This window comes from Pseudomonas sp. BP8, from assembly GCF_017875955.1.
In the GTDB taxonomy this organism is placed as follows: domain Bacteria; phylum Pseudomonadota; class Gammaproteobacteria; order Pseudomonadales; family Pseudomonadaceae; genus Aquipseudomonas.
The window spans coordinates 465,823-484,480 of sequence record NZ_JAGINK010000001.1 but is presented as its reverse complement, the minus strand read 5'-3'; the positions used below and the strand labels follow the sequence as shown (position 1 = coordinate 484,480).

The window sequence follows — 18,658 nt, the reverse complement described above, 5'->3', positions numbered from 1 at the left end:
TGCGGAGAGACAGCAATGGTGAGCAGTTGGCGTGTGCAACAAGCCGCACGTGAGATTCGAGCGGGCGCGGTGATTGCCTACCCGACAGAAGCGGTCTGGGGCCTGGGTTGCGACCCGTGGAACGAAGACGCGGTGTATCGCCTGCTGGCGCTCAAGTCGCGGCCTGTGGATAAAGGGCTGATTCTGGTTGCGGACACGATTGATCAGTTCGATTTCCTCTTTGAGGATTTCCCCGAACACTGGATCGACCGCATGGCCAGCACCTGGCCTGGGCCGAACACCTGGTTGGTGCCGCATCAGGGGCTGTTGCCTGAGTGGGTCACCGGCCAGCACGACACTGTGGCGTTGCGGGTCAGTGATCATCCGCAGGTGCGCGAGTTGTGTGCGTTGGTGGGGCCGCTGATCTCGACCTCGGCCAACCCGGGTGGGCGTCCTGCGGCCAAGAGCCGGTTGCGGGTGGAGCAGTATTTCCGCGGGCAGCTGGATCTGGTGCTTGGTGGGGTGCTGGGCGGGCGGAAGAATCCGAGTGTGATTCGCGACCTGGCCACTGGCGAGGTGGTTCGGGCGGGGTGATGCCACCCTCTGGCCTTCGCCACCGACCCGGGTAGGAGCGGGCTTGCCCCGCGAAGAGGCCAGCCCAGCCATAGAGGTGTATGGCACCGGCTTCGCCGGTGTTCGCGGGTCAAGCCCGCTCCTACAGGGGGAGTGTTGGCTCTTGGAGGGATGTGGACATTCCTGATTTTGCTGCGAAGGGTGTCAGAAACCTATTAAGGGAAATATCCTACGCAGTCTGTCGAACGCCATCACCTTCTCAGTGGGAACTCGTACCTCTAGGCTCCATACCGTCGCTGAACAACTCAGCGATGGGGTGTGGTAACCCGGGTGTTTGGTGGTGTCACAGCCTATGGCGGCTGTGCGTGGGAGGCTTTAGCCTGCCGGGACCGCCTCCATCCGGTTTACCACCCCGCGTACAGCTGCCACCTAACTCCGTGTGGTAACGGGTTAGTGACAGCTCCAATGCTTTGGAGCGACTGATGAAAAAAATTGTCCCGAATCCACCCCTCCCACGCACCACCTCTCACGCCTTCGGCCACTGCGATGCCGGCCATCCTCCGCTGTATTCCGTAAACCCAAACATCGAAATCGAAGATGCCCTGGTCCACGTAGCCCTTCATTTGCGATGTGCCTATGAAACCGGCATCCAGGCAATTGATCATCTGCGTGAAGAGGGCAAAGGTCTGTTCTGGTCGAATCCGCATGCGGTCGAGGCCGCGGAGGGAGTCGTGGATTCGCTGCTTAATAGCTTTGAGTCCGGGACGCTGAACAAGCGATTATCTTTGTGAGCTAGGCCAAACCTATTGCGGTCGCCGGGTTTGCCACCCGGCTTCTTGGTTGGAGCCAACAATGCTGGGGGCGCTGCGCGCCTCTTTCCGACTGGTCCGGCGCCCCGGCAAGGCCGCTCCCACAGTGGAGCGGCGTGCGCAGGTTCACAGTGTGGGAGCAGTCTCGGAGCTAGATTACCCAGCTCAAGGCAACAGAACCGTAGACCCCACCGTCCGCCGCGCCGACAACTCGGTCTGCGCCTTGGCCGCCTCGTTCAGCGGATAGCGCTGCTGGATATCCACAGTCAACTTGCCGCTGGCAATCATCGCAAACAGATCATCCGCCATGGCCTGGGTATTTTCGGCGTTGTTGGCATAAGTGGCCAAGGTCGGCCGGGTTACATACAGCGATCCTTTCTGCGCCAGAATCCCCAGGTTGACCCCACTGACAGCGCCCGACGCGTTGCCAAAGCTCACCATCAACCCACGCGGTTGCAGGCAGTCCAGCGAGGTCAGCCAGGTGTCGGCACCCACGCCGTCATACACCACCGGCACCTTCTTGCCGTCCGTCAGCTCAAGCACGCGCTTGGCAACATCCTCACGGCTGTAGTCAATGGTCGCCCAGGCACCCAGCGCCTTGGCTCGCTCGGCCTTCTCGGCAGAGCTGACTGTACCGATCAACTTGGCACCCAATGCCGCCGCCCACTGGCAGGCCAACGATCCGACACCGCCCGCAGCAGCATGGAACAGGATGGTGTCGCCCGGCTGCACGGCATAGGTCTGCTTGAGCAAATACTGCACAGTCAGGCCCTTGAGCATTACCGCAGCCGCCTGCTCAAAGCTGATGTTGTCCGGCAGCTTGACCAGATTGGCTTCAGGCAGGGTGTGCAAGTCGCTGTACGCCCCCAGCGGGCCACCGCCATAGGCCACGCGGTCGCCGACCTTGAGGCGGGTGACGCCCTCGCCCACGGCATCGACCACGCCGGCACCCTCGGTGCCCAGGCCAGAGGGCAGCGCAGGCGGCGGATACAGGCCGCTACGGAAATAGGTATCGATGAAGTTCAGGCCGATTGCCTGGTTACGCACGCGTACTTGCTGAGGGCCGGGAGGGGCCGGGTCGAATTCGACCAGTTGTAATACTTCCGGGCCGCCATGTTGGCTGAACTGGATACGCTGGGCCATCTCGCACTCCTGTGGTCGGGGTTGAAGCAGGCCCTCTATCGGACGCCTTTGCTTGATCGCCGTCAACTGCGGCGGGCCAGTTGCCGGTGGTATGCTACCCGGCGAATTCTTCCCCTGCCCCTCCCAGGTGACCCGATGACCAGCCGCACCGAGGCCGTGAAAGCCTACCTGCTCGACCTGCAAGACCGCATCTGCTCTGCCCTCGAGACCGAAGACGGCGGCGCTCGCTTCGTCGAGGACGCCTGGGTACGCGAAGCCGGTGGTGGTGGGCGCACGCGGGTGATCGGTGACGGCCAGTTGATCGAAAAAGGTGGGGTGAACTTCTCCCATGTGTTCGGCAGTGGCCTGCCGCCCTCGGCCAGCGCCCACCGCCCCGAGCTGGCCGGGCGTGGCTTCGAGGCCCTGGGGGTGTCGCTGGTGATTCATCCGCACAATCCGCATGTACCGACTTCACACGCCAATGTGCGCTTCTTCATCGCCGAAAAAGAAGGCGAAGAGGCCGTCTGGTGGTTTGGCGGCGGCTTCGACCTGACCCCGTACTACGGCAATGAAGAAGACTGCGTGCATTGGCACCGGGTTGCCGAGCAGGCCTGCGCGCCGTTTGGTGCCGACGTCTATCCGCGCTACAAGGCCTGGTGCGACCGCTATTTCCACATCAAGCACCGTGGCGAGCCGCGTGGGATTGGCGGGCTGTTCTTCGATGACCTCAACGAGTGGGACTTCGACACCTGCTTTGCCTTCATTCGCGCCATCGGCGACGCCTACATCGACGCGTACCTGCCGATCGTCCAGCGCCGCAAGGCCACCGCCTATACCGCTGAGCAGCGCGAGTTCCAGGAGTACCGTCGCGGGCGCTATGTTGAATTCAACCTGGTGTATGACCGCGGCACCCTGTTCGGCCTGCAGTCCGGCGGGCGTACCGAGTCGATCCTGATGTCGCTGCCGCCGCAGGTGCGCTGGGGTTATGACTTCAAAGCCGCCCCCGGCAGCGAGGAAGCACGTTTGACCGAGTATTTCCTGCAAGACCGCGACTGGCTTGGCCAGTGAGCCTTGTGGATAACCGAGGAGCTCTCATGGACCAGTACGTCGTTTTCGGCAACCCGATCGGCCACAGCAAGTCGCCGTTGATCCATCGCCTGTTTGCCGACCAGACCGGCCAGGACATCGAATACAACACCCTGCTGGCGCCGCTGGATGAGTTCAGTGATTGCGCGCGTGGCTTCTTCAAGCAGGGCAGCGGCGGCAACGTCACCGTGCCGTTCAAGGAAGAAGCCTACCGCTTGTGCGACAGCCTGACGGCGCGGGCCCAGCGTGCGGGTGCAGTGAATACCCTGACCCGGCTGGATGACGGCACCCTGCAGGGTGACAACACCGACGGTGCCGGCCTGGTGCGTGACCTGACGGTGAATGCCGGGGTGGTGCTCACCGGCAAGCGCATCTTGATCCTCGGGGCTGGCGGTGCAGTGCGTGGCGTGCTGGAGCCGATACTGGCGCACAATCCGCAGTCGCTGGTGATCGCCAACCGCACGGTGGAGAAGGCTGAACAGCTGGCGCAGGAATTCGACGAATTAGGCCCGGTGGTGGCCAGTGGTTTTGCCTGGTTGCAGGAGCCGGTGGACCTGATCATCAACGCCACTTCGGCGAGCCTGGCCGGCGAGATGCCGCCGATTGCCGACAGCCTGGTCAAGGCGGGGCACACGGTGTGCTACGACATGATGTATGGCAAGGAGCCTACGCCGTTTTGCCAGTGGGCCAGCCGCCTGGGCGCGGCGCAGGTGCTGGATGGGCTGGGGATGCTCGCCGAGCAGGCGGCCGAGGCGTTCTTCATCTGGCGTGGGGTTCGGCCACAGACCGCGCCGGTGCTGGATGAGCTGCGGCGGCAGTTGGCGCGCGGCTAGGGCTGAAACCCCTGGGGCCGCTGCGCGGCCCTTGTGGGAGCGGCCTTGTGTCGCGAAAGGGCTGCGAAGCGGCCCCGGCAATCTCAATCCACAAAGCGAATCGGACAAGCCTGCGCTCCCTCGAGCTTCTGCAATTCTTCCACCACCTGTGGCCGCGCTCGCTGCAGGGTCAGGCTTCCTCCATTACGCCCCAACCGCCGCGCCTCGCGGTGGAGCATGTCGACCCCTGAATAGTCGATGAAATTGACCTGCCGCGCATCGATCACCACATGCGGCCCCTGGCAGCGCTGCAACCGCAGCTGCAGGTAATGCGCCGCGCCGAAGAAGATCGATCCGCCCACCCGCAATACATCCGCCTCGCCTTCCCGGCTTTGCTGCACCCGCGGCTGCGAGGTGCGCTTGAGATAGAAGAACAGCGACGCCAGCACCCCGGCATAGATCGCCGTCTGCAACTCCAGCAGCAACGTTGCGGCTGCCGTCAGCGCCATCACCAGAAATTCCGCCCGGCTCACCCGAAACAGCGCGCGCATGCCACGGTGGTCAACCAATCCCCAACAGATCAGCAAGATGCTCCCCGCCATGGCCGGAATCGGCAGATGAGCGATCAGGCCAGCGCCAGTCACCGCGAACACCGCCACCCACAATGCCGAGAACACCCCGGCCATCGGCGAGCGGGCGCCCGCTTCGTAACTCAGGCCCGAGCGGGTGAATGAGCCGGAAGACAGGTAGCCCGAGCACCATGCACCCACCATGTTCGACAGGCCTTGGGCGCGGATCTCCTGATTGGCGTCAATCAGTTGCTCGGAGCGTGACGACAGTGAGCGGGCGATCGACAGGCTGGTGACCAGGCCGAGCATACCCACCGCCACGGCGCTGGGCAGCAGGCGCAGGATAACCTCGAGGTCGAACAACGGCAGTGGGCTCAGCGGCGGCAACTGGCCAGTGAAGGCCGGCACTCGCGGGACGTTGGCGAACCACGCCGGCAGCGCCCAGGCGATGGCGCTGACCACCAGCAGACTTATCAACAGACTCGGCCAACGTGGCCGCCACAGCTTCAAGGTGATACCAATCAGCACGGTGGCGAGGCCGAGGCTCAGCGACGGCAGATCGACTTCGCCGGCATGACTGAGCAGGTCTTGCAGGGTTTTCAGGGCTGTGGCCTGGCTCGGCAAGTCCATGCCGAGCAGGTTTGGCAGTTGCCCGAGGGCAATGACGATCGCCGCACCGAGGGTGAAACCGAGCACCACCGAATGCGAGACGAAGTTGACCAGCGCGCCGAAGCGGATCAGCCCGAGCAACAGTTGGAACACACCTGCGAGAAAGGTCAGCAGCAGGACCAGGGTCACGTAGTCGGCGCTGCCGCTGACCGCCAGCGGGCTGATGCTGGCGTAGAGGACGATGGAGATGGCGGCAGTGGGCCCGCAGATCAGGTGCCACGAAGAGCCCCACAGGCAAGCGATGAGCACCGGAACAATGGCGGCGTACAGGCCGTACTCGGCCGGCAGGCCGGCAATCAGCGCGTAGGCGATGGATTGCGGCAGGGCGAGGATGGCGCCGCTGAGGCCGACCAGCAGGTCCTGGCGCAGGCTGCGGCGGGTTTGCCGGGGGAGCCAGGCGAGGAAGGGCAGCAGGTGGGTCAGGCGCGGCATGAGGCGGTCTCGGTGTGCTTGGACTGCTAATCATAGAACGCCGCGTAACCCTCGCGGGCAAGCCCACTCTCATGGACTAACGCTAACTCATTGATTTAGCCACTCCTACCGCGTGTGGGGCGTGCCGTGGACTATCTTATCCACAAAGGTGGCAGGGCTGATGAGCGGAAGTCAGGTTGTCGAGCAACTTCGCGGCATTCGTGTAGGCCTGTGGATAAGCCTCGCGCCTCCCCATCTAATCGCCTGTAAAGAATTTTGATCACTCTGTGGAAAACTTTTTACGGCGGGTTCGCCCGCAGCGGATCAGGGCTGTGGATAACCGGGCTTGGGCCAGCGCCTGTAGGGACATCGGAAGGTTTAGCTGCAAAGCATCCATCACGCCCGCCGCCATCACTGCCTTTATCGAGCTCATCCAGCGTGGCGAAATCGCCCACCAGCAACAGCCGGCGTATAGTCATACGTTCAAGCCTAGCCCCCAGCACCTGTCTCATCTGCCGCTGCGCGGGTAAAGGTGGGGGCGCCAGCGACGCGAGCAACTGATCACTCCGTTGCTGGCGGGGTGATCGTCGAGCCGTATTCAGGAGTTATCGTGCAAAGGATCCAGGGGTATCACGCCCACATCTACTTCGACGCGCACAGCATTGAGCAGGCGCGTGAGCTGTGTGAGGAAGCGGCGCGGCTGTTTCCGGTGACCATGGGGCGCATGCACCAGAAGCCGGTCGGGCCGCATCCGGACTGGAGCTGCCAGCTGGCGTTCGGGCCGGAGGTGGTGGGGGTGGTGCTGCCTTGGTTGGCGTTGTACCGGCGGGGGTTGGTGGTGTTTCTGCATCCGCTGACCGGGGACGAGCTGGCGGATCATCGCGATCATGCGATCTGGATGGGGGCGCTGCGGCCGTTGAAGTTGTCCATCTTCGGCGGGTGATGGTGGCCGTTCGCGCCTCTTCGCGGAGCAAGCCCGCTCCTACAGGGGAGGCCCTGTGGGAGCGGTACAGGTGCCTCAGTTGCGCGCCGAGCGCACCCCTTCAGCCAGCGCCGAGCAGAGGCTCAGCACATCGTTGACGGCTTGTTCGGCGTCTTTGGCGTGGGCGATCTTGTCGACCAGCGCGGAACCAACCACCACCCCTTCGGCCAACCGAGCAATGGCCGCTGCCTGCTCCGGCGTACGAATACCAAAACCAACGCTGATCGGCAGATCGGTGTGCCGACGCAGGCGGGCGATCGCTTCGCTGACATGTTCGGTGGTCGCTGAGCCGGCGCCGGTCACACCCGCCACCGACACGTAGTAGACGAACCCGGAGCTACGCTCGAGCACCCGCGGCAGACGCGCGTCATCGGTGGTCGGCGTCGTCAGGCGGATGAAGTCGATGCCCGCAGCCTGGGCCGGGGTCGCCAGCTCGGCGTCGTGCTCTGGCGGCAGGTCGACGATGATCAGGCCGTCGACGCCTGCCTGGTTGGCCTCGGCAACGAACTTATCCACACCAAAACGGTGGATCGGGTTGTAGTAACCCATCAGCACGATCGGCGTGGTCTGGTTCTCGACACGGAACTCACGCACCATCTGCAGGGTTTTCGCCAGGGTCTGGCCAGCCTCCAGGGCACGCAGGGTGGCCAGCTGAATAGCCACGCCATCGGCCATCGGGTCGGTGAACGGCATGCCCAGTTCGATCACGTCGGCACCGGCGGCAGGCAAGCCCTTGAGGATCGCCAGCGAAGCGTCGTAGCCAGGGTCACCGGCGGTGACAAAGGTGACCAGCGCCGAACGGCCTTCGGCTTTCAGGTCGGCGAAGCGTTGTTGAAGACGGCTCATGCCTGTTTCTCCTGGGCAGCCATGTGGTTCATGACGGTTTGCATGTCTTTGTCGCCGCGGCCAGACAGGCACACGACCATCAGGTGATCCTTGGGCAGCGTCGGCGCGCGCTTGATGGCCTCAGCCAGCGCATGGGAAGTCTCCAGGGCCGGAATGATGCCTTCCAGGCGGCAGGTGCTGTGGAAGGCGTCGAGCGCTTCGTCGTCGGTGATGCTGACGTATTCGACCCGCTTCACTTCGTGCAGGAAGGCGTGCTCTGGGCCGATGCCTGGGTAGTCGAGGCCGGCAGAGATCGAGTGAGCGTCGGTAATCTGCCCGTCGGCGTCCTGCAGCAGATAGGTACGGTTGCCGTGCAGCACGCCCGGTACGCCACCGTTGAGGCTGGCGGCATGCTTGTCGGTATCGACGCCGTGGCCACCGGCTTCGACGCCGATGATCTGCACGCTGGCGTCATCAAGGAACTCGTGGAACAGGCCCATGGCGTTGGAACCGCCGCCGACACAGGCGATCAGGCTGTCGGGCAGGCGCCCTTCCTTCTCGTGCAGCTGGGCGCGGGTTTCTTTGCCGATGATCGACTGGAAGTCGCGGACCATCGCCGGGTACGGGTGTGGGCCAGCCACGGTGCCGATCAGGTAGAAGGTGTCGTCGACGTTGGTGACCCAGTCGCGCAGCGCTTCGTTCATGGCGTCCTTGAGAGTGCCGGTGCCAGCGGTGACCGGTACGATTTCGGCGCCCAGCAGTTTCATGCGGAACACGTTGGCCTGCTGGCGCTCGATATCGGTGGCGCCCATGTAGATCACGCACGGCAGGCCGAAGCGGGCGGCGACGGTGGCAGTGGCCACGCCATGCATGCCGGCACCGGTCTCGGCGATCAGGCGTTTCTTGCCCATGCGTTTGGCCAGCAGCACCTGGCCGATGCAGTTGTTCACCTTGTGCGCGCCGGTGTGGTTGAGCTCTTCACGCTTGAAGAAGATCTTCGCCCCGCCACAGTGTTCGGTCAGGCGCTCGGCGAAGTACAGCGGGTTCGGCCGGCCGATATAGTCGCGCTGGAAGTACGCCAGCTCTTCAAGGAACTGCGGGTCGGCCTTGGCCGCCTCATACTCGCGGGCCAGGTCCAGCACCAGCGGCATCAGGGTTTCTGCGACGTAGCGACCGCCGAAGTCGCCGAACAGGCCGTTGGCGTCGGGGCCAGCGCGAAATTGAGTCTGAGTCATGGAGCGCTCCAAGGCGTTATGAAGGAGTGATGGGCTTTACTCTAACCACCACACGCCCGGCTGAAAACCGATAAGATTGCTGCAATATGTCAGGAAATCTCACACGTCTATGCGCCAGGACCTGCCTCCCCTCAATGCCCTGCGGGCTTTCGAAGCGACTGCCCGGCTGAACAGCGTCAGTCAGGCCGCCGAGCTACTGCACGTAACCCACGGTGCGGTTAGTCGGCAGATCAAGGTGCTTGAAGAGCACCTGGGAGTGGCGCTTTTCGTCAAGGACGGGCGCGGCGTCAAACTCACAGATGCCGGGCTGCGTCTGCGCGACGCCAGCGTTGATGCATTCGATCGGCTGCGTGGGGTCTGCGCCGAACTGAGCCGGGATGTCAGCGAGGCGCCGTTTGTCCTCGGTTGCTCGGGGAGCCTGCTGGCGCGTTGGTTCATTCCGCGGCTGGGCCGGCTCAACGCTGATCTGCCGGAACTGCGCCTGCACTTGTCGGCGGGCGAAGGCGACCTTGATCCGCGACGGCCAGGGCTGGATGCGTTACTGGTGTATGCGGAACCGCCGTGGCCGGCTGACATGCAGGTGCATGTACTTGCCGAGGAGCGCATCGGGCCGGTGCTCAGCCCCCACTTTGCAGGCTCCGAACGGTTGCGCAGTGCGCCTGCGCAGGCCCTGCTGGAGCAACCCTTGTTGCACACCACCTCCCGTCCTCAGGCATGGCCAGCGTGGGCAGCACAGCAGGGTCTGGACCCAGACCGATTGCATCTCGGCCAGGCCTTCGAGCATTTGTATTATTTGCTGGAAGCCGCTGTGGCAGGGCTTGGTGTGGCCATCGCGCCGCAGCCGCTGGTGGCGGACGACTTGCGCGCAGGACGCTTGATCGCGCCTTGGGGCTTCTCCCCCACGCATGCCGCATTGGCTTTGTGGGTGCCACGGCGCGCCGCAGACGGGCGCGCCGAGCAGTTGGCGCAGTGGCTGCGCCGGGAGCTGGGTCAGCAGGTGGTTTAGTTGCGCTTGGTCAGCAGATAGGCAGCCAGCAGGCCCAGTGCACCGACGGCGACGCCTGCAGCGGTCCAAGGGTGTTCCTGAGCATAGTCACGGGTGGCGATACCGGTCTGGCGGGTGCGGGTTTTAACCTCGTCGTAGGCATCGCTGAGCACGCTACGCGAATGCTTGAGTGCATTTTCGGCATTGCCACGAATCGCCTTGATGGTCTTCTGCGACTCATCGGAGGCGTCGTGCTTGAAGGTTTCCAGCGCCTTGAGCAGGTTCTCGATCTCGGCTTCCATGTTTTCCAGTGAGGTTTTACGCAACGCGTTACGGGCCATGTTGACTCTCCTTCGCAGATGATTGGCTGTTAGGAGTGCGACTGCGGCCTGCGCAGAAAGTGCGATCGAACTTTCTCGCACGGCGATGGCTCGCAGGTAAACCAGGCCTGCGCTGCTAGGCTCAGTCCGATACATCACTCAAGGAGAGCACCTATGTCCGATCATCACACCTACAAGAAAGTCGAACTGGTTGGGTCGTCGACCACCAGCATCGAAGACGCCATCAACAATGCCATTGCCGAGGCTGGCAAGAGCATCAAGCACCTGGAATGGTTTGAAGTGGTCGACACCCGCGGTCACATTGAAAACGGCAAGGCCGCGCACTTTCAGGTGACGGTCAAAGTGGGCTTTCGTATCGCCAACAGTTGAAACAGTAGCGGGCTGGAATGTCGTGGCTTGATGCGGTAATACAGTGACAGGGCGCGCGGCCGGCGCCCTTTTCGACTTTGATCTGAACAAGGAAAGCGATCGATGAAGAAACTGCTATTGGCGATGGGTTTGCTGACGCTGGCGGGTGGCGCGATGGCGGCGGGCAAGCCATGTGAAGAGCTCAAGGCGGAGATTGCGGCAAAGCTGGATGCCAAGGGGGTTACTGGCTACAAGCTGGAAATCGTCGACAAGGGTGATCCGGCCGGCAAGGTGGTGGGTAGCTGTGAGGCAGGGACCAAGGAAATCGTCTACCGGCGTGGCTGACTCAACGTTCACCTGAGCGCCTGGCGCCGCTCCACAGGTGGACCGCGCACTTCAGTAATGCGCGGAGCGACCTGTGGGAGCGGCCTTGTGTCGCGATGGAGGGCGCAGCCCTCCCCCGGCTTCACTCGCTCTTCAGGGCCTGCGCCAGTAGCTCGTACGACCTGACCCGATCGGCATGCTCATACAGATCACAGGTAAAGATCAGCTCATCCGCCCCGGTCTGCTCAAGCAAAACCTCGACCTTAGCCCGCACCTTCTGCGGGCTACCGATCATCGCCAAGCCCAGGAAACTCATCACCGCTTCGCGCTCATGCGGCAGCCACAAGCCGTCCATGCTTTTCACTGGTGGCTTTTGCATCAGGCTCTGGCCGCGAATCAGGGAAAGAATGCGTTGATACAGCGAGGTCGCCAGGTACTCGGCTTCTTCGTCGGTTTCTGCCACCACCATCGGCACCCCAAGCATCACATAGGGCTTGTCGAGCACGGTGGAAAACTTGAAATGATCGCGATAGATACGAATCGCCTCGTGCATGTAGCGCGGCGCGAAATGGGAGGCAAAGGCGTAGGGCAAACCGCGCATGCCCGCTAGTTGTGCGCTGAACAGGCTGGAGCCCAACAGCCAGAGCGGTACCTCGGTGTCATGGCCCGGCACGGCGATCACGCGTTGGTCTGGCGTGCGTGGGCCGAGGTAACGAGACAGCTCCTCGACATCATCAGGGAAGTCGTCGGCGCTGCCGGAGCGCTCACGGCGCAGGGCGCGCGCGGTCATCTGGTCGGAGCCGGGCGCGCGGCCCAGGCCAAGGTCGATTCGCCCTGGGTAGAGGCTGGCCAGGGTGCCGAACTGCTCGGCGATGACCAGCGGCGCATGGTTGGGCAGCATCACCCCGCCAGCGCCCACGCGGATGGTCGAAGTACCGCCGGCCAGGTAGCTGATCAGCACCGATGTGGCGGAACTGGCGATGCCGTCCATGTTGTGGTGCTCGGCCACCCAGAAACGGTTGTAGCCAAGGCGCTCGGCATGGCGCGCCAGGTCCAGTGAGTTGTGCAGCGACTGGGCCGGGCCGGCATCGGCACGCACCGGTACCAGGTCGAGCACGGAAATCTTCAGGTCACGCAGGTGGGTCATTGCAGCCTCCGCAAGGGTGGTAGGCCAACGGCCTTTTAGACTCTGTATGGGCACATTCGGCGGATTCAATGCTTGGCGGTGGATTGATCTGAACTTGCCGTAGGCCCTGTCCTCTCAACCTTAGGCACACGAACCCAAGCCCAGGAGGCAGTAATGAAAAAGACAGCATCGGCGGTCTGGCAAGGTGGTCTGAAGGATGGCAAAGGTTTGCTGTCTACCGAGAGCGGCGCGCTCAAGCAGAACCCCTACGGCTTCAATACACGCTTTGAAGGTACCCCAGGCACCAACCCGGAAGAGTTGATTGGCGCGGCGCATGCCGGCTGTTTCTCCATGGCGTTATCGATGATGCTCGGCGAGGCGGGGCTTACCCCGGACCGCATCGACACCATCGCCGAGGTCACCCTGGACAAACAGCCTGACGGTTTTGCCATCACCGCTGTGCACCTGATCCTCAAGGCCAAGGTGCCAGGCGCGAGTGAAGAGCAGTTCAAGGAGATTGCCAACAAGGCCAAGGAGGGTTGCCCGGTATCCAAGGTGCTCAATGCGACTATCAGCCTGGACGCTACGCTGCAATCCTGATCGGCGCAACGGGAGCGGTTTGCTGTAGTCTAAAGTGTGTCGGCAGTTTGCCTACTCCTACAGGAGCCGTTCCATGATCCGCGTTGCCATTGCCGTGCTGGCTTCACTGCTCGCGACGTCCGCGTTGGCGGCGGTCAAGCCATGCGAGGAGCTCAAAGCCGAGATCGAAGCGAAGATCCAGGCGCGTGGGGTGACGTCCTACACCTTGGAAATCGTGCCTAACAGCGAGGTCACCGACCAGAATATGGTTGTTGGCAGTTGTGAGGGCGGGAGCAAGAAGATCATTTATCAGAAGAATGATCAGTAGCGATCTTTCCGGACTCTTCGCGGGGCAAGGCCGCTCCTACAAGGTGGGTGGTGATTCCTGTAGGAGCGGGCTGCCCCGCGAAGAGGCCCTCTCATTCCCCAACCATCTCAGGGAATGCAGAACACCTCGCTAGGCTCATCCACCAGCACGTTGCGGCTGGTGTCGTACAAGAACACCTGCGGTTGCATCGCCGGCGCTCGCGCCTCCAGGCGATAACGCTGGCCAGCCTCGAAGTGATCGAAGCGCACGGTCAGGTAGCAGGTTCGCTCGGTCGGATCGGTGGTAAACAGCCCGGCGTTGACTTCGTAATCGAAGCGCACCACCAATTCATGGCGGCCCGGTGTCACCTGAAAGTAACGCCCATCATTGAGGCGCTTACCGTCCAGGCGTTCGGCCATGATGACCCTGCCGGGGGTCATCGTGTAGAGATCGACCCACGCCTGCTTGGGGTCGACGGGGGGCAAGGGGCTGGCGCAGGCCCCCAGGGCACTGAGGGCAATCAGCATCATGGGCTGGCGCATGGCAAAACTCCCACTTGCAGTTCACTAGGCACAAGCATAGCGCCATTCAGCGGTTTCAGGTGCGCTGACAGCCTGCCGGTGCACCCTGGCCGACCAACTTCTGCTGCTGGTCATACAGCTTGATCCATGGGCGAAAGCCAATGCTTCCCGCTTGCAGGCTGTAACGCTGGCCGGCGCTGAAATCCTTGAAGTTCAGATTGAGCTGGCAGTCGCGCCAGAGTGGTTCGTTGACCGGGCCGATGTTGCTGGGTGCAACCGGAAACTGGTAGCGCACGGTCAGCTCATGATTGCCTGGCTGCACTTCGAAATAACGGTTGTCGGCCCAGTCGCGCTCATCGACCTGCACGGCGTGCAGCGAGGTTTCATCGTGTGGGGCCAAGTCGACCCAGGCCTGGTTCGGGTCAGGGTCCGGCAGGGTCGAGCAACCCGTCAACAGCACTAGTGAGCCGATAGCTAACGGTGAACGCATGGCGATACTCCCCCTTGGCGAGATAGTCTTGGTCTTGCATCGGCCTTGAGCGAGTTGGACAGCTGCAATGTTTCGAATTTTTCTTTTCCAGCGCTCAGGCCCTGGGGCACTCGACCGCGTTTTCTCAGCTTTTGTTCCCGTACTGGCTGCGCTCCTGCTGAGCGGTTGCTCCAGTGTGGGCTACTACGGCCAATTGGCCGAGGGGCAGTGGCAGCTGTTGCGGGCGCGCCAGCCGGTTGAGCGATTGGTGCAGGATCCAGCGACCGAGCCGGCGTTACGCCAGCGTTTATTGCATGCCGAGCAGGCGCGAACCTTTGCCAGTGCACAGTTGAAGCTGCCGGATAACCGCAGTTACCGGGTCTATGCCGACTTGGGCCGGCCCTATGTGGTGTGGAATGTGTTTGCCACGCCCGAGCTGTCCTTGCAGCCGGTCACGCACTGTTTCCCGATCGCCGGCTGCGTGGCTTATCGCGGCTACTACCGGCAGGGGGCGGCGCGCGGCGCAGCGGCATTGATGCGTCAGGCCGGCATGGATGTCTATGTGGGCGGCGTGGAGGCCTATTCGACACTGGGTTGGTTTGACGACCCGCTGCTGTCGTCGATGGTCGGCTGGGGGGACGAGCGCCTGGCTTCGCTGATCTTCCATGAGCTCGCCCACCAGCGCTTCTACGTGAAGGATGACACGGCGTTCAACGAGTCGTTTGCCACCTTTGTCGAACAGGAAGGAGCGCGGCAATGGCGCGCCGCGCGTGGGCTTCCCGCGCTTCGCGATGATGCGGCGCGCCAGCGTGAGCAGTTCATCCGCTTGGTCCTGGACAGTCGTGAGCGGCTGCAGGGGATTTATGCCGGGGTCCAGGATGATGAGGGCAAGCGCGTGGCCAAGCAGGCCGAGTTCGAGCGGTTGCGCCGTGAATACCGCCAACTGCGCGACGGTGAGTGGGCGGGCGACAAACGCTATGACGCGTGGATATATGCGCCGATGAACAATGCCAAATTGTTGCCGTTTGGGCTGTACGACCAATGGGTGCCAGCGTTTGCCGCACTGTTTGCCGAAGTCGGTGGGGATTGGGCGCGGTTCTATCAGCGGGTCGAGGCGCTGGGCAGCATGCCGGCGGAGCAGCGCAAGGCGGTGCTCGGCCGGCTGGCACAGCGCCCGCACATGCTCAGGCCTTGAGGAAGGCCTGGTGCAGATCGGCCACGGTCTCGAAATGGAACGCTGGCGTCTCGGCAATCAGTTCATCGCGACTGCCAAAGCCGTAGCCCACCGCCACTGCCTGCAACCCATTGCTATGGGCGCCGATCAGGTCATGCTTGCGATCGCCGATCATCAGGGTCTGCGCCGGGTCCAGGCCTTCCTGATCCAGCAGATGGCGAATCAGCTCGACCTTGTTGGTGCGCGTGCCGTCCAGCTCACTGCCGTAGATCACCTTGAAGTGATGATCAAAGGCGAAATGCCGGGCGATCTCGCGGGCAAACTGCCACGGTTTTGAGGTGGCGACGTACAACGTCCGGCCTTGGCCATTGAGCGCTTCGAGCAGCTCGGGGACGCCGTCGAACACCAGGTTTTCATAAAGACCGGTCACCTTGAAGCGCTCACGGTAGAAATTTACCGCCTCCCAGGCCTTGGCCTCGTCGAAGTCATAAAACTGCATGAAGGCCTGCAGCAAGGGCGGGCCGATGAAGTGTTCGAGGCGGGCCAGGTCCGGTTCGTCGATGCCCAGCTTGGCCAAGGCATACTGGATCGAGCGGGTGATGCCCAAACGCGGGTCGGTCAGGGTGCCATCGAGGTCGAAGAGGATAGTTTGCTGGTGCATGCGGTGCGGTCCACTCAGGTTGTTCTTGGGGCCCAATCGCGGGGCAATCATTCAGGCTGGTCGTAGCCTTCGGCCAGGTGCAGGTCCTTGAGCTTCACATAATTCGCCGCACTGTAGGGGAAGAAGGCCCGCTCCTTGTCGCTCAACGCCCGTGCTTGCTTCACCGGGCTGCCGACATACAGATAACCACTCTCCAGGCGCTTGCCCGGCGGCACCAGGCTGCCGGCGCCGATGATCACCTCGTCTTCGACCACCGCGCCATCCATGATGGTGCTGCCCATGCCGACCAGGATCCGATCGCCCAGGGTGCAGCCATGCAGCATGACTTTGTGGCCAATGGTTACCTCATCGCCAATAATCAGCGGGAAGCCCTCGGGGTTGAACGGCCCGGCGTGGGTGATGTGCAGGACGCTGCCATCCTGCACGCTGGTGCGCGCGCCTATACGGATGCGGTGCATGTCGCCGCGGATCACCGTCAGCGGCCACACCGAGCTGTCTGCGCCGATCTCGACGTCCCCCAGGACCACCGCCGAACGGTCGACAAAAGCGCGTGGTCCAACTTTCGGAGTGTGTTGCTGGAAGTTTCGAATGGCCATGATAGCGCCTCTCTTGATTGCCAATAGGCGGGCTGCCTGCTGCGGTCGGCGTCGATTGTAATTAAGATGGTCCCGTGTTTCTCCTGCCAAGGTATCTAAACCGTGAGTGCGAACAACCCACTTCTGCAGTCCTACGATCTGCCGCCCTTCTCGGCAATCCGTGCCGAACACGTGTTGCCGGCGATCGAACAGATCCTGGCCGACAACCGTAAAGCCATCGCCGAGATCCTCGAACAGCAAGGCAAGGCCCCGAGCTGGGCTGGCCTGGTGCTGGCGATGGATGAACTCAACGACCGCCTGGGCGCTGCCTGGAGCCCGGTCAGCCACCTCAATGCGGTGTGCAACAGCAAAGAGCTGCGCGAGGCCTATGAGTCTTGCCTGCCAGCGTTGAGCGCCTACTCCACCGAGCTCGGCCAGAACCGCGCGCTGTTCGAGGCCTACGAGGCCTTGGCCAACAGTCCTGAGGCGGCCGGCTTCGACGTGGCGCAAAAGACTATTCTCGAACACGCCCTGCGCGACTTCCGCCTGTCGGGTATCGACCTGCCGGCCGACAAGCAGCAACGCTATGCCGAAGTGCAGAGCAAGCTCAGCGAGCTGGGCAGCCGTTTCTCCAACCAGCTGCTTGATGCTACCCAGGCCTGGACCAAGCACGTCACCGACGAAGCCGCCCTCGCCGGCCTCACCGACTCGGCCAAGGCGCAGATGGCCGCCGCTGCCCAGGCCAAAGGCCTCGATGGCTGGCTGATCAGCCTGGAATTCCCCAGCTACTACGCGGTAATGACCTACGCCAGCGACCGCGCCCTGCGTGAAGAACTGTACGCCGCCTACTGCACGCGCGCCTCCGACCAAGGGCCGAATGCCGGTCAGTTCGACAACGGCCCGGTCATGGCCGAGATTCTCGACCTGCGCCTGGAGCTGGCGCAGCTGCTCGGCTACAGCAATTTCGCCGAGCTGAGCCTGGCGACCAAGATGGCCGAGTCCAGCGATCAGGTGCTGAGCTTCTTGCGAGATTTGGCCAAGCGCAGCAAGCCGTTTGCCGTACAGGACCTGGCCCAGCTCAAGGCGTACGCCGCCGAGCAGGGTTGCCCGGAGCTGGCCAGCTGGGACGCCGGTTACTTTGGCGAGAAGCTGCGCGAACAGCGCTACAGCGTCTCCCAGGAAACCCTGCGCGCCTACTTCCCGATCGACAAGGTGTTGTCTGGCCTGTTCGCCATCGTCCAGCGCCTGTACGGCATCGAGATCGCCGAGCTGAAAGGCTTCGATGCCTGGCACCCGGACGTGCGCCTGTTCGAGATCAAGGAGCACGGCGAGCATGTCGGGCGCTTCTTCTTCGACCTCTACGCCCGCGCCAACAAGCGCGGCGGTGCCTGGATGGATGGTGCGCGCGATCGCCGGCGTACCGAAGCCGGCGTGCTGCAGAGCCCCGTGGCCAACCTGGTGTGCAACTTCACCCCGGCCGCGCCGGGCAAGCCTGCGCTGCTGACCCACGATGAAGTGACCACCCTGTTCCATGAGTTCGGTCACGGTCTGCATCACCTGCTCACCCGCATTGAGCATGCCGGGGTATCGGGCATCAACGGCGTGGCCTGGGATGCGGTGGAGCTGCCGAGCCAGTTCATGGAGAACTGGTGCTGGGAGCCGGAAGGCCTGGCGTTGATCTCCGGCCATTACGAGTCTGGCGCGCCACTGCCACAGGACCTGCTCGACAAGATGCTGGCGGCGAAGAACTTCCAGTCCGGCATGATGATGGTGCGCCAGCTGGAGTTCTCCCTGTTCGACTTCGAACTGCATGCCACGCACGGTGACGGGCGCAGCGCGCTGGAAGTGCTCGAAGGCGTGCGCGACGAGGTGACGGTGATGCGCCCACCGGCGTACAACCGCTTCCCGAACAGCTTCGCGCACATCTTCGCCGGGGGTTATGCGGCGGGTTACTACAGCTACAAGTGGGCTGAAGTGCTGTCGGCGGACGCCTTCTCGCGCTTCGAAGAAGAAGGCGTGCTCAACGCCGAGACTGGCCGTGCCTTCCGCGAGGCGATCCTGGCCCGTGGCGGTTCGCGGGAGCCGATGGTGCTGTTTGTCGACTTCCGTGGCCGCGAGCCATCCATCGATGCCCTGCTGCGCCATTGTGGCCTGAGCGAGAGCGCAGCGGCATGAG

At 63.0% G+C, this 18,658-nt stretch carries 23 protein-coding genes; 12 read left to right on the top strand and 11 right to left on the bottom strand.

Annotated features, from left to right (window positions below; translation table 11 throughout):
• Positions 1 to 15: 15 nt before the first annotated feature.
• Positions 16 to 573 carry an L-threonylcarbamoyladenylate synthase gene (locus tag J3B00_RS02090; RefSeq protein WP_209862958.1) on the top strand — a complete coding sequence of 186 codons (558 nt, stop codon included), beginning with the start codon at positions 16 to 18 and terminating at the stop codon, positions 571 to 573.
• Between the two features lie 461 nt (positions 574 to 1,034).
• Positions 1,035 to 1,343 (top strand): hypothetical protein, encoded by a 309-nt coding sequence (locus J3B00_RS02085; protein ID WP_209862955.1) that lies wholly within the window; start codon positions 1,035 to 1,037, stop codon positions 1,341 to 1,343.
• Positions 1,344 to 1,526: 183 nt separating this feature from the next.
• Here J3B00_RS02085 and J3B00_RS02080 read toward each other — a convergent pair whose 3' ends face one another.
• Positions 1,527 to 2,504 (bottom strand): NADPH:quinone reductase, encoded by a 978-nt coding sequence (locus J3B00_RS02080; protein ID WP_209862952.1) that lies wholly within the window; start codon positions 2,502 to 2,504, stop codon positions 1,527 to 1,529.
• Between the two features lie 135 nt (positions 2,505 to 2,639).
• Between J3B00_RS02080 and hemF the strand changes: the two genes are divergently transcribed.
• Positions 2,640 to 3,551 (top strand): oxygen-dependent coproporphyrinogen oxidase, encoded by a 912-nt coding sequence (hemF, locus tag J3B00_RS02075; protein WP_209862948.1) that lies wholly within the window; start codon positions 2,640 to 2,642, stop codon positions 3,549 to 3,551.
• 26 nt (positions 3,552 to 3,577) lie between these two features.
• Positions 3,578 to 4,402, top strand: coding sequence for a shikimate dehydrogenase (aroE, locus tag J3B00_RS02070; RefSeq protein WP_209862945.1), 825 nt, complete (start codon positions 3,578 to 3,580; stop codon positions 4,400 to 4,402).
• A gap of 83 nt (positions 4,403 to 4,485) precedes the next feature.
• Here aroE and J3B00_RS02065 read toward each other — a convergent pair whose 3' ends face one another.
• A complete protein-coding gene (locus tag J3B00_RS02065) occupies positions 4,486 to 6,051 on the bottom strand; it encodes a SulP family inorganic anion transporter (RefSeq protein ID WP_209862941.1) in 1,566 nt (521 codons plus the stop codon).
• 278 nt (positions 6,052 to 6,329) lie between these two features.
• Positions 6,330 to 6,509 (bottom strand): hypothetical protein, encoded by a 180-nt coding sequence (locus J3B00_RS02060; protein WP_209862938.1) that lies wholly within the window; start codon positions 6,507 to 6,509, stop codon positions 6,330 to 6,332.
• A gap of 131 nt (positions 6,510 to 6,640) precedes the next feature.
• Here J3B00_RS02060 and J3B00_RS02055 point away from each other — a divergent pair, with 131 nt between their 5' ends.
• Complete coding sequence (locus tag J3B00_RS02055) at positions 6,641 to 6,973, top strand: DOPA 4,5-dioxygenase family protein (protein WP_209862934.1); 333 nt, start codon at positions 6,641 to 6,643, stop codon at positions 6,971 to 6,973.
• 75 nt (positions 6,974 to 7,048) lie between these two features.
• Here J3B00_RS02055 and trpA read toward each other — a convergent pair whose 3' ends face one another.
• Both trpA and trpB read right to left on the bottom strand, forming a co-directional pair.
• Positions 7,049 to 7,858: a tryptophan synthase subunit alpha gene (gene trpA, locus J3B00_RS02050; RefSeq protein ID WP_209862931.1), complete on the bottom strand. Its 810-nt coding sequence runs from the start codon at positions 7,856 to 7,858 to the stop codon at positions 7,049 to 7,051.
• Entirely contained in the window at positions 7,855 to 9,072 is a 1,218-nt protein-coding gene (gene trpB, locus J3B00_RS02045; protein ID WP_209862928.1) for a tryptophan synthase subunit beta, read from the bottom strand. The genes trpA and trpB overlap by 4 nt, the downstream gene beginning before the upstream one ends.
• Before the next feature lie 109 nt (positions 9,073 to 9,181).
• On the opposite strand from trpB, the gene J3B00_RS02040 reads away from it, so the two are divergent.
• A complete protein-coding gene (locus J3B00_RS02040; RefSeq protein WP_209862913.1) occupies positions 9,182 to 10,078 on the top strand; it encodes a LysR family transcriptional regulator in 897 nt (298 codons plus the stop codon).
• Here the strand turns inward: J3B00_RS02040 and J3B00_RS02035 are convergent.
• Entirely contained in the window at positions 10,075 to 10,398 is a 324-nt protein-coding gene (locus J3B00_RS02035; protein ID WP_209862909.1) for a DUF883 family protein, read from the bottom strand. The genes J3B00_RS02040 and J3B00_RS02035 overlap by 4 nt on opposite strands.
• Before the next feature lie 153 nt (positions 10,399 to 10,551).
• Here J3B00_RS02035 and J3B00_RS02030 point away from each other — a divergent pair, with 153 nt between their 5' ends.
• Together J3B00_RS02030 and J3B00_RS02025 are read left to right on the top strand one after the other, a co-directional pair.
• On the top strand, positions 10,552 to 10,767 hold the full coding sequence (locus J3B00_RS02030; RefSeq protein WP_209862906.1) for a dodecin: 216 nt from the start codon (positions 10,552 to 10,554) through the stop codon (positions 10,765 to 10,767).
• 102 nt (positions 10,768 to 10,869) lie between these two features.
• Positions 10,870 to 11,091 carry a DUF1161 domain-containing protein gene (locus tag J3B00_RS02025; protein ID WP_209862903.1) on the top strand — a complete coding sequence of 74 codons (222 nt, stop codon included), beginning with the start codon at positions 10,870 to 10,872 and terminating at the stop codon, positions 11,089 to 11,091.
• A 121-nt stretch (positions 11,092 to 11,212) separates the two neighbouring features.
• Here J3B00_RS02025 and J3B00_RS02020 read toward each other — a convergent pair whose 3' ends face one another.
• Positions 11,213 to 12,217: an LLM class flavin-dependent oxidoreductase gene (locus J3B00_RS02020; RefSeq protein WP_209862900.1), complete on the bottom strand. Its 1,005-nt coding sequence runs from the start codon at positions 12,215 to 12,217 to the stop codon at positions 11,213 to 11,215.
• Between the two features lie 153 nt (positions 12,218 to 12,370).
• On the opposite strand from J3B00_RS02020, the gene J3B00_RS02015 reads away from it, so the two are divergent.
• Together J3B00_RS02015 and J3B00_RS02010 are read left to right on the top strand one after the other, a co-directional pair.
• A complete protein-coding gene (locus J3B00_RS02015) occupies positions 12,371 to 12,796 on the top strand; it encodes an OsmC family protein (RefSeq protein WP_209862897.1) in 426 nt (141 codons plus the stop codon).
• A gap of 73 nt (positions 12,797 to 12,869) precedes the next feature.
• Complete coding sequence (locus tag J3B00_RS02010) at positions 12,870 to 13,103, top strand: DUF1161 domain-containing protein (protein WP_209862894.1); 234 nt, start codon at positions 12,870 to 12,872, stop codon at positions 13,101 to 13,103.
• 107 nt (positions 13,104 to 13,210) lie between these two features.
• On the opposite strand, the gene J3B00_RS02005 is transcribed toward J3B00_RS02010, so the two are convergent.
• On the bottom strand, positions 13,211 to 13,624 hold the full coding sequence (locus tag J3B00_RS02005; RefSeq protein ID WP_209862891.1) for a hypothetical protein: 414 nt from the start codon (positions 13,622 to 13,624) through the stop codon (positions 13,211 to 13,213).
• Positions 13,625 to 13,679: 55 nt separating this feature from the next.
• Positions 13,680 to 14,093, bottom strand: a complete 414-nt coding sequence (locus tag J3B00_RS02000; RefSeq protein WP_209862888.1) for a hypothetical protein — start codon at positions 14,091 to 14,093, stop codon at positions 13,680 to 13,682.
• A 67-nt stretch (positions 14,094 to 14,160) separates the two neighbouring features.
• Here J3B00_RS02000 and J3B00_RS01995 point away from each other — a divergent pair, with 67 nt between their 5' ends.
• Positions 14,161 to 15,267, top strand: coding sequence for an aminopeptidase (locus J3B00_RS01995; RefSeq protein WP_209862885.1), 1,107 nt, complete (start codon positions 14,161 to 14,163; stop codon positions 15,265 to 15,267).
• Here the strand turns inward: J3B00_RS01995 and J3B00_RS01990 are convergent.
• On the bottom strand, positions 15,257 to 15,907 hold the full coding sequence (locus J3B00_RS01990) for an HAD family hydrolase (protein WP_209862882.1): 651 nt from the start codon (positions 15,905 to 15,907) through the stop codon (positions 15,257 to 15,259). The genes J3B00_RS01995 and J3B00_RS01990 overlap by 11 nt on opposite strands.
• A gap of 47 nt (positions 15,908 to 15,954) precedes the next feature.
• The gene (locus J3B00_RS01985; RefSeq protein ID WP_209862879.1) at positions 15,955 to 16,503 is read right to left on the bottom strand and encodes a gamma carbonic anhydrase family protein; all 549 of its coding nucleotides are present in this window, start codon (positions 16,501 to 16,503) and stop codon (positions 15,955 to 15,957) included.
• A 102-nt stretch (positions 16,504 to 16,605) separates the two neighbouring features.
• On the opposite strand from J3B00_RS01985, the gene prlC reads away from it, so the two are divergent.
• On the top strand, positions 16,606 to 18,657 hold the full coding sequence (prlC, locus tag J3B00_RS01980; RefSeq protein ID WP_209862876.1) for an oligopeptidase A: 2,052 nt from the start codon (positions 16,606 to 16,608) through the stop codon (positions 18,655 to 18,657).
• Position 18,658 lies beyond the last annotated feature (1 nt).

What these genes read in the sequence shown, in the direction of transcription:
- J3B00_RS02005 (WP_209862891.1), bottom strand. Translation starts at nt 13,624, where the DNA reads ATGCGCCAGCCCATGATGCTGATTGCCCTCAGTGCCCTGGGGGCCTGC.
- J3B00_RS02065 (WP_209862941.1), bottom strand. Translation starts at nt 6,051, where the DNA reads ATGCCGCGCCTGACCCACCTGCTGCCCTTCCTCGCCTGGCTCCCCCGG.
- J3B00_RS02010 (WP_209862894.1), top strand. Translation starts at nt 12,870, where the DNA reads ATGATCCGCGTTGCCATTGCCGTGCTGGCTTCACTGCTCGCGACGTCC.
- J3B00_RS02090 (WP_209862958.1), top strand. Translation starts at nt 16, where the DNA reads ATGGTGAGCAGTTGGCGTGTGCAACAAGCCGCACGTGAGATTCGAGCG.
- aroE (WP_209862945.1), top strand. Translation starts at nt 3,578, where the DNA reads ATGGACCAGTACGTCGTTTTCGGCAACCCGATCGGCCACAGCAAGTCG.
- J3B00_RS02080 (WP_209862952.1), bottom strand. Translation starts at nt 2,504, where the DNA reads ATGGCCCAGCGTATCCAGTTCAGCCAACATGGCGGCCCGGAAGTATTA.
- J3B00_RS02020 (WP_209862900.1), bottom strand. Translation starts at nt 12,217, where the DNA reads ATGACCCACCTGCGTGACCTGAAGATTTCCGTGCTCGACCTGGTACCG.
- J3B00_RS02030 (WP_209862906.1), top strand. Translation starts at nt 10,552, where the DNA reads ATGTCCGATCATCACACCTACAAGAAAGTCGAACTGGTTGGGTCGTCG.
- hemF (WP_209862948.1), top strand. Translation starts at nt 2,640, where the DNA reads ATGACCAGCCGCACCGAGGCCGTGAAAGCCTACCTGCTCGACCTGCAA.
- J3B00_RS02000 (WP_209862888.1), bottom strand. Translation starts at nt 14,093, where the DNA reads ATGCGTTCACCGTTAGCTATCGGCTCACTAGTGCTGTTGACGGGTTGC.
- trpB (WP_209862928.1), bottom strand. Translation starts at nt 9,072, where the DNA reads ATGACTCAGACTCAATTTCGCGCTGGCCCCGACGCCAACGGCCTGTTC.
- trpA (WP_209862931.1), bottom strand. Translation starts at nt 7,858, where the DNA reads ATGAGCCGTCTTCAACAACGCTTCGCCGACCTGAAAGCCGAAGGCCGT.
- J3B00_RS02035 (WP_209862909.1), bottom strand. Translation starts at nt 10,398, where the DNA reads ATGGCCCGTAACGCGTTGCGTAAAACCTCACTGGAAAACATGGAAGCC.
- J3B00_RS02040 (WP_209862913.1), top strand. Translation starts at nt 9,182, where the DNA reads ATGCGCCAGGACCTGCCTCCCCTCAATGCCCTGCGGGCTTTCGAAGCG.
- J3B00_RS02060 (WP_209862938.1), bottom strand. Translation starts at nt 6,509, where the DNA reads ATGACTATACGCCGGCTGTTGCTGGTGGGCGATTTCGCCACGCTGGAT.
- J3B00_RS02025 (WP_209862903.1), top strand. Translation starts at nt 10,870, where the DNA reads ATGAAGAAACTGCTATTGGCGATGGGTTTGCTGACGCTGGCGGGTGGC.
- J3B00_RS02085 (WP_209862955.1), top strand. Translation starts at nt 1,035, where the DNA reads ATGAAAAAAATTGTCCCGAATCCACCCCTCCCACGCACCACCTCTCAC.
- J3B00_RS01995 (WP_209862885.1), top strand. Translation starts at nt 14,161, where the DNA reads ATGTTTCGAATTTTTCTTTTCCAGCGCTCAGGCCCTGGGGCACTCGAC.
- J3B00_RS01985 (WP_209862879.1), bottom strand. Translation starts at nt 16,503, where the DNA reads ATGGCCATTCGAAACTTCCAGCAACACACTCCGAAAGTTGGACCACGC.
- J3B00_RS02015 (WP_209862897.1), top strand. Translation starts at nt 12,371, where the DNA reads ATGAAAAAGACAGCATCGGCGGTCTGGCAAGGTGGTCTGAAGGATGGC.
- J3B00_RS01990 (WP_209862882.1), bottom strand. Translation starts at nt 15,907, where the DNA reads ATGCACCAGCAAACTATCCTCTTCGACCTCGATGGCACCCTGACCGAC.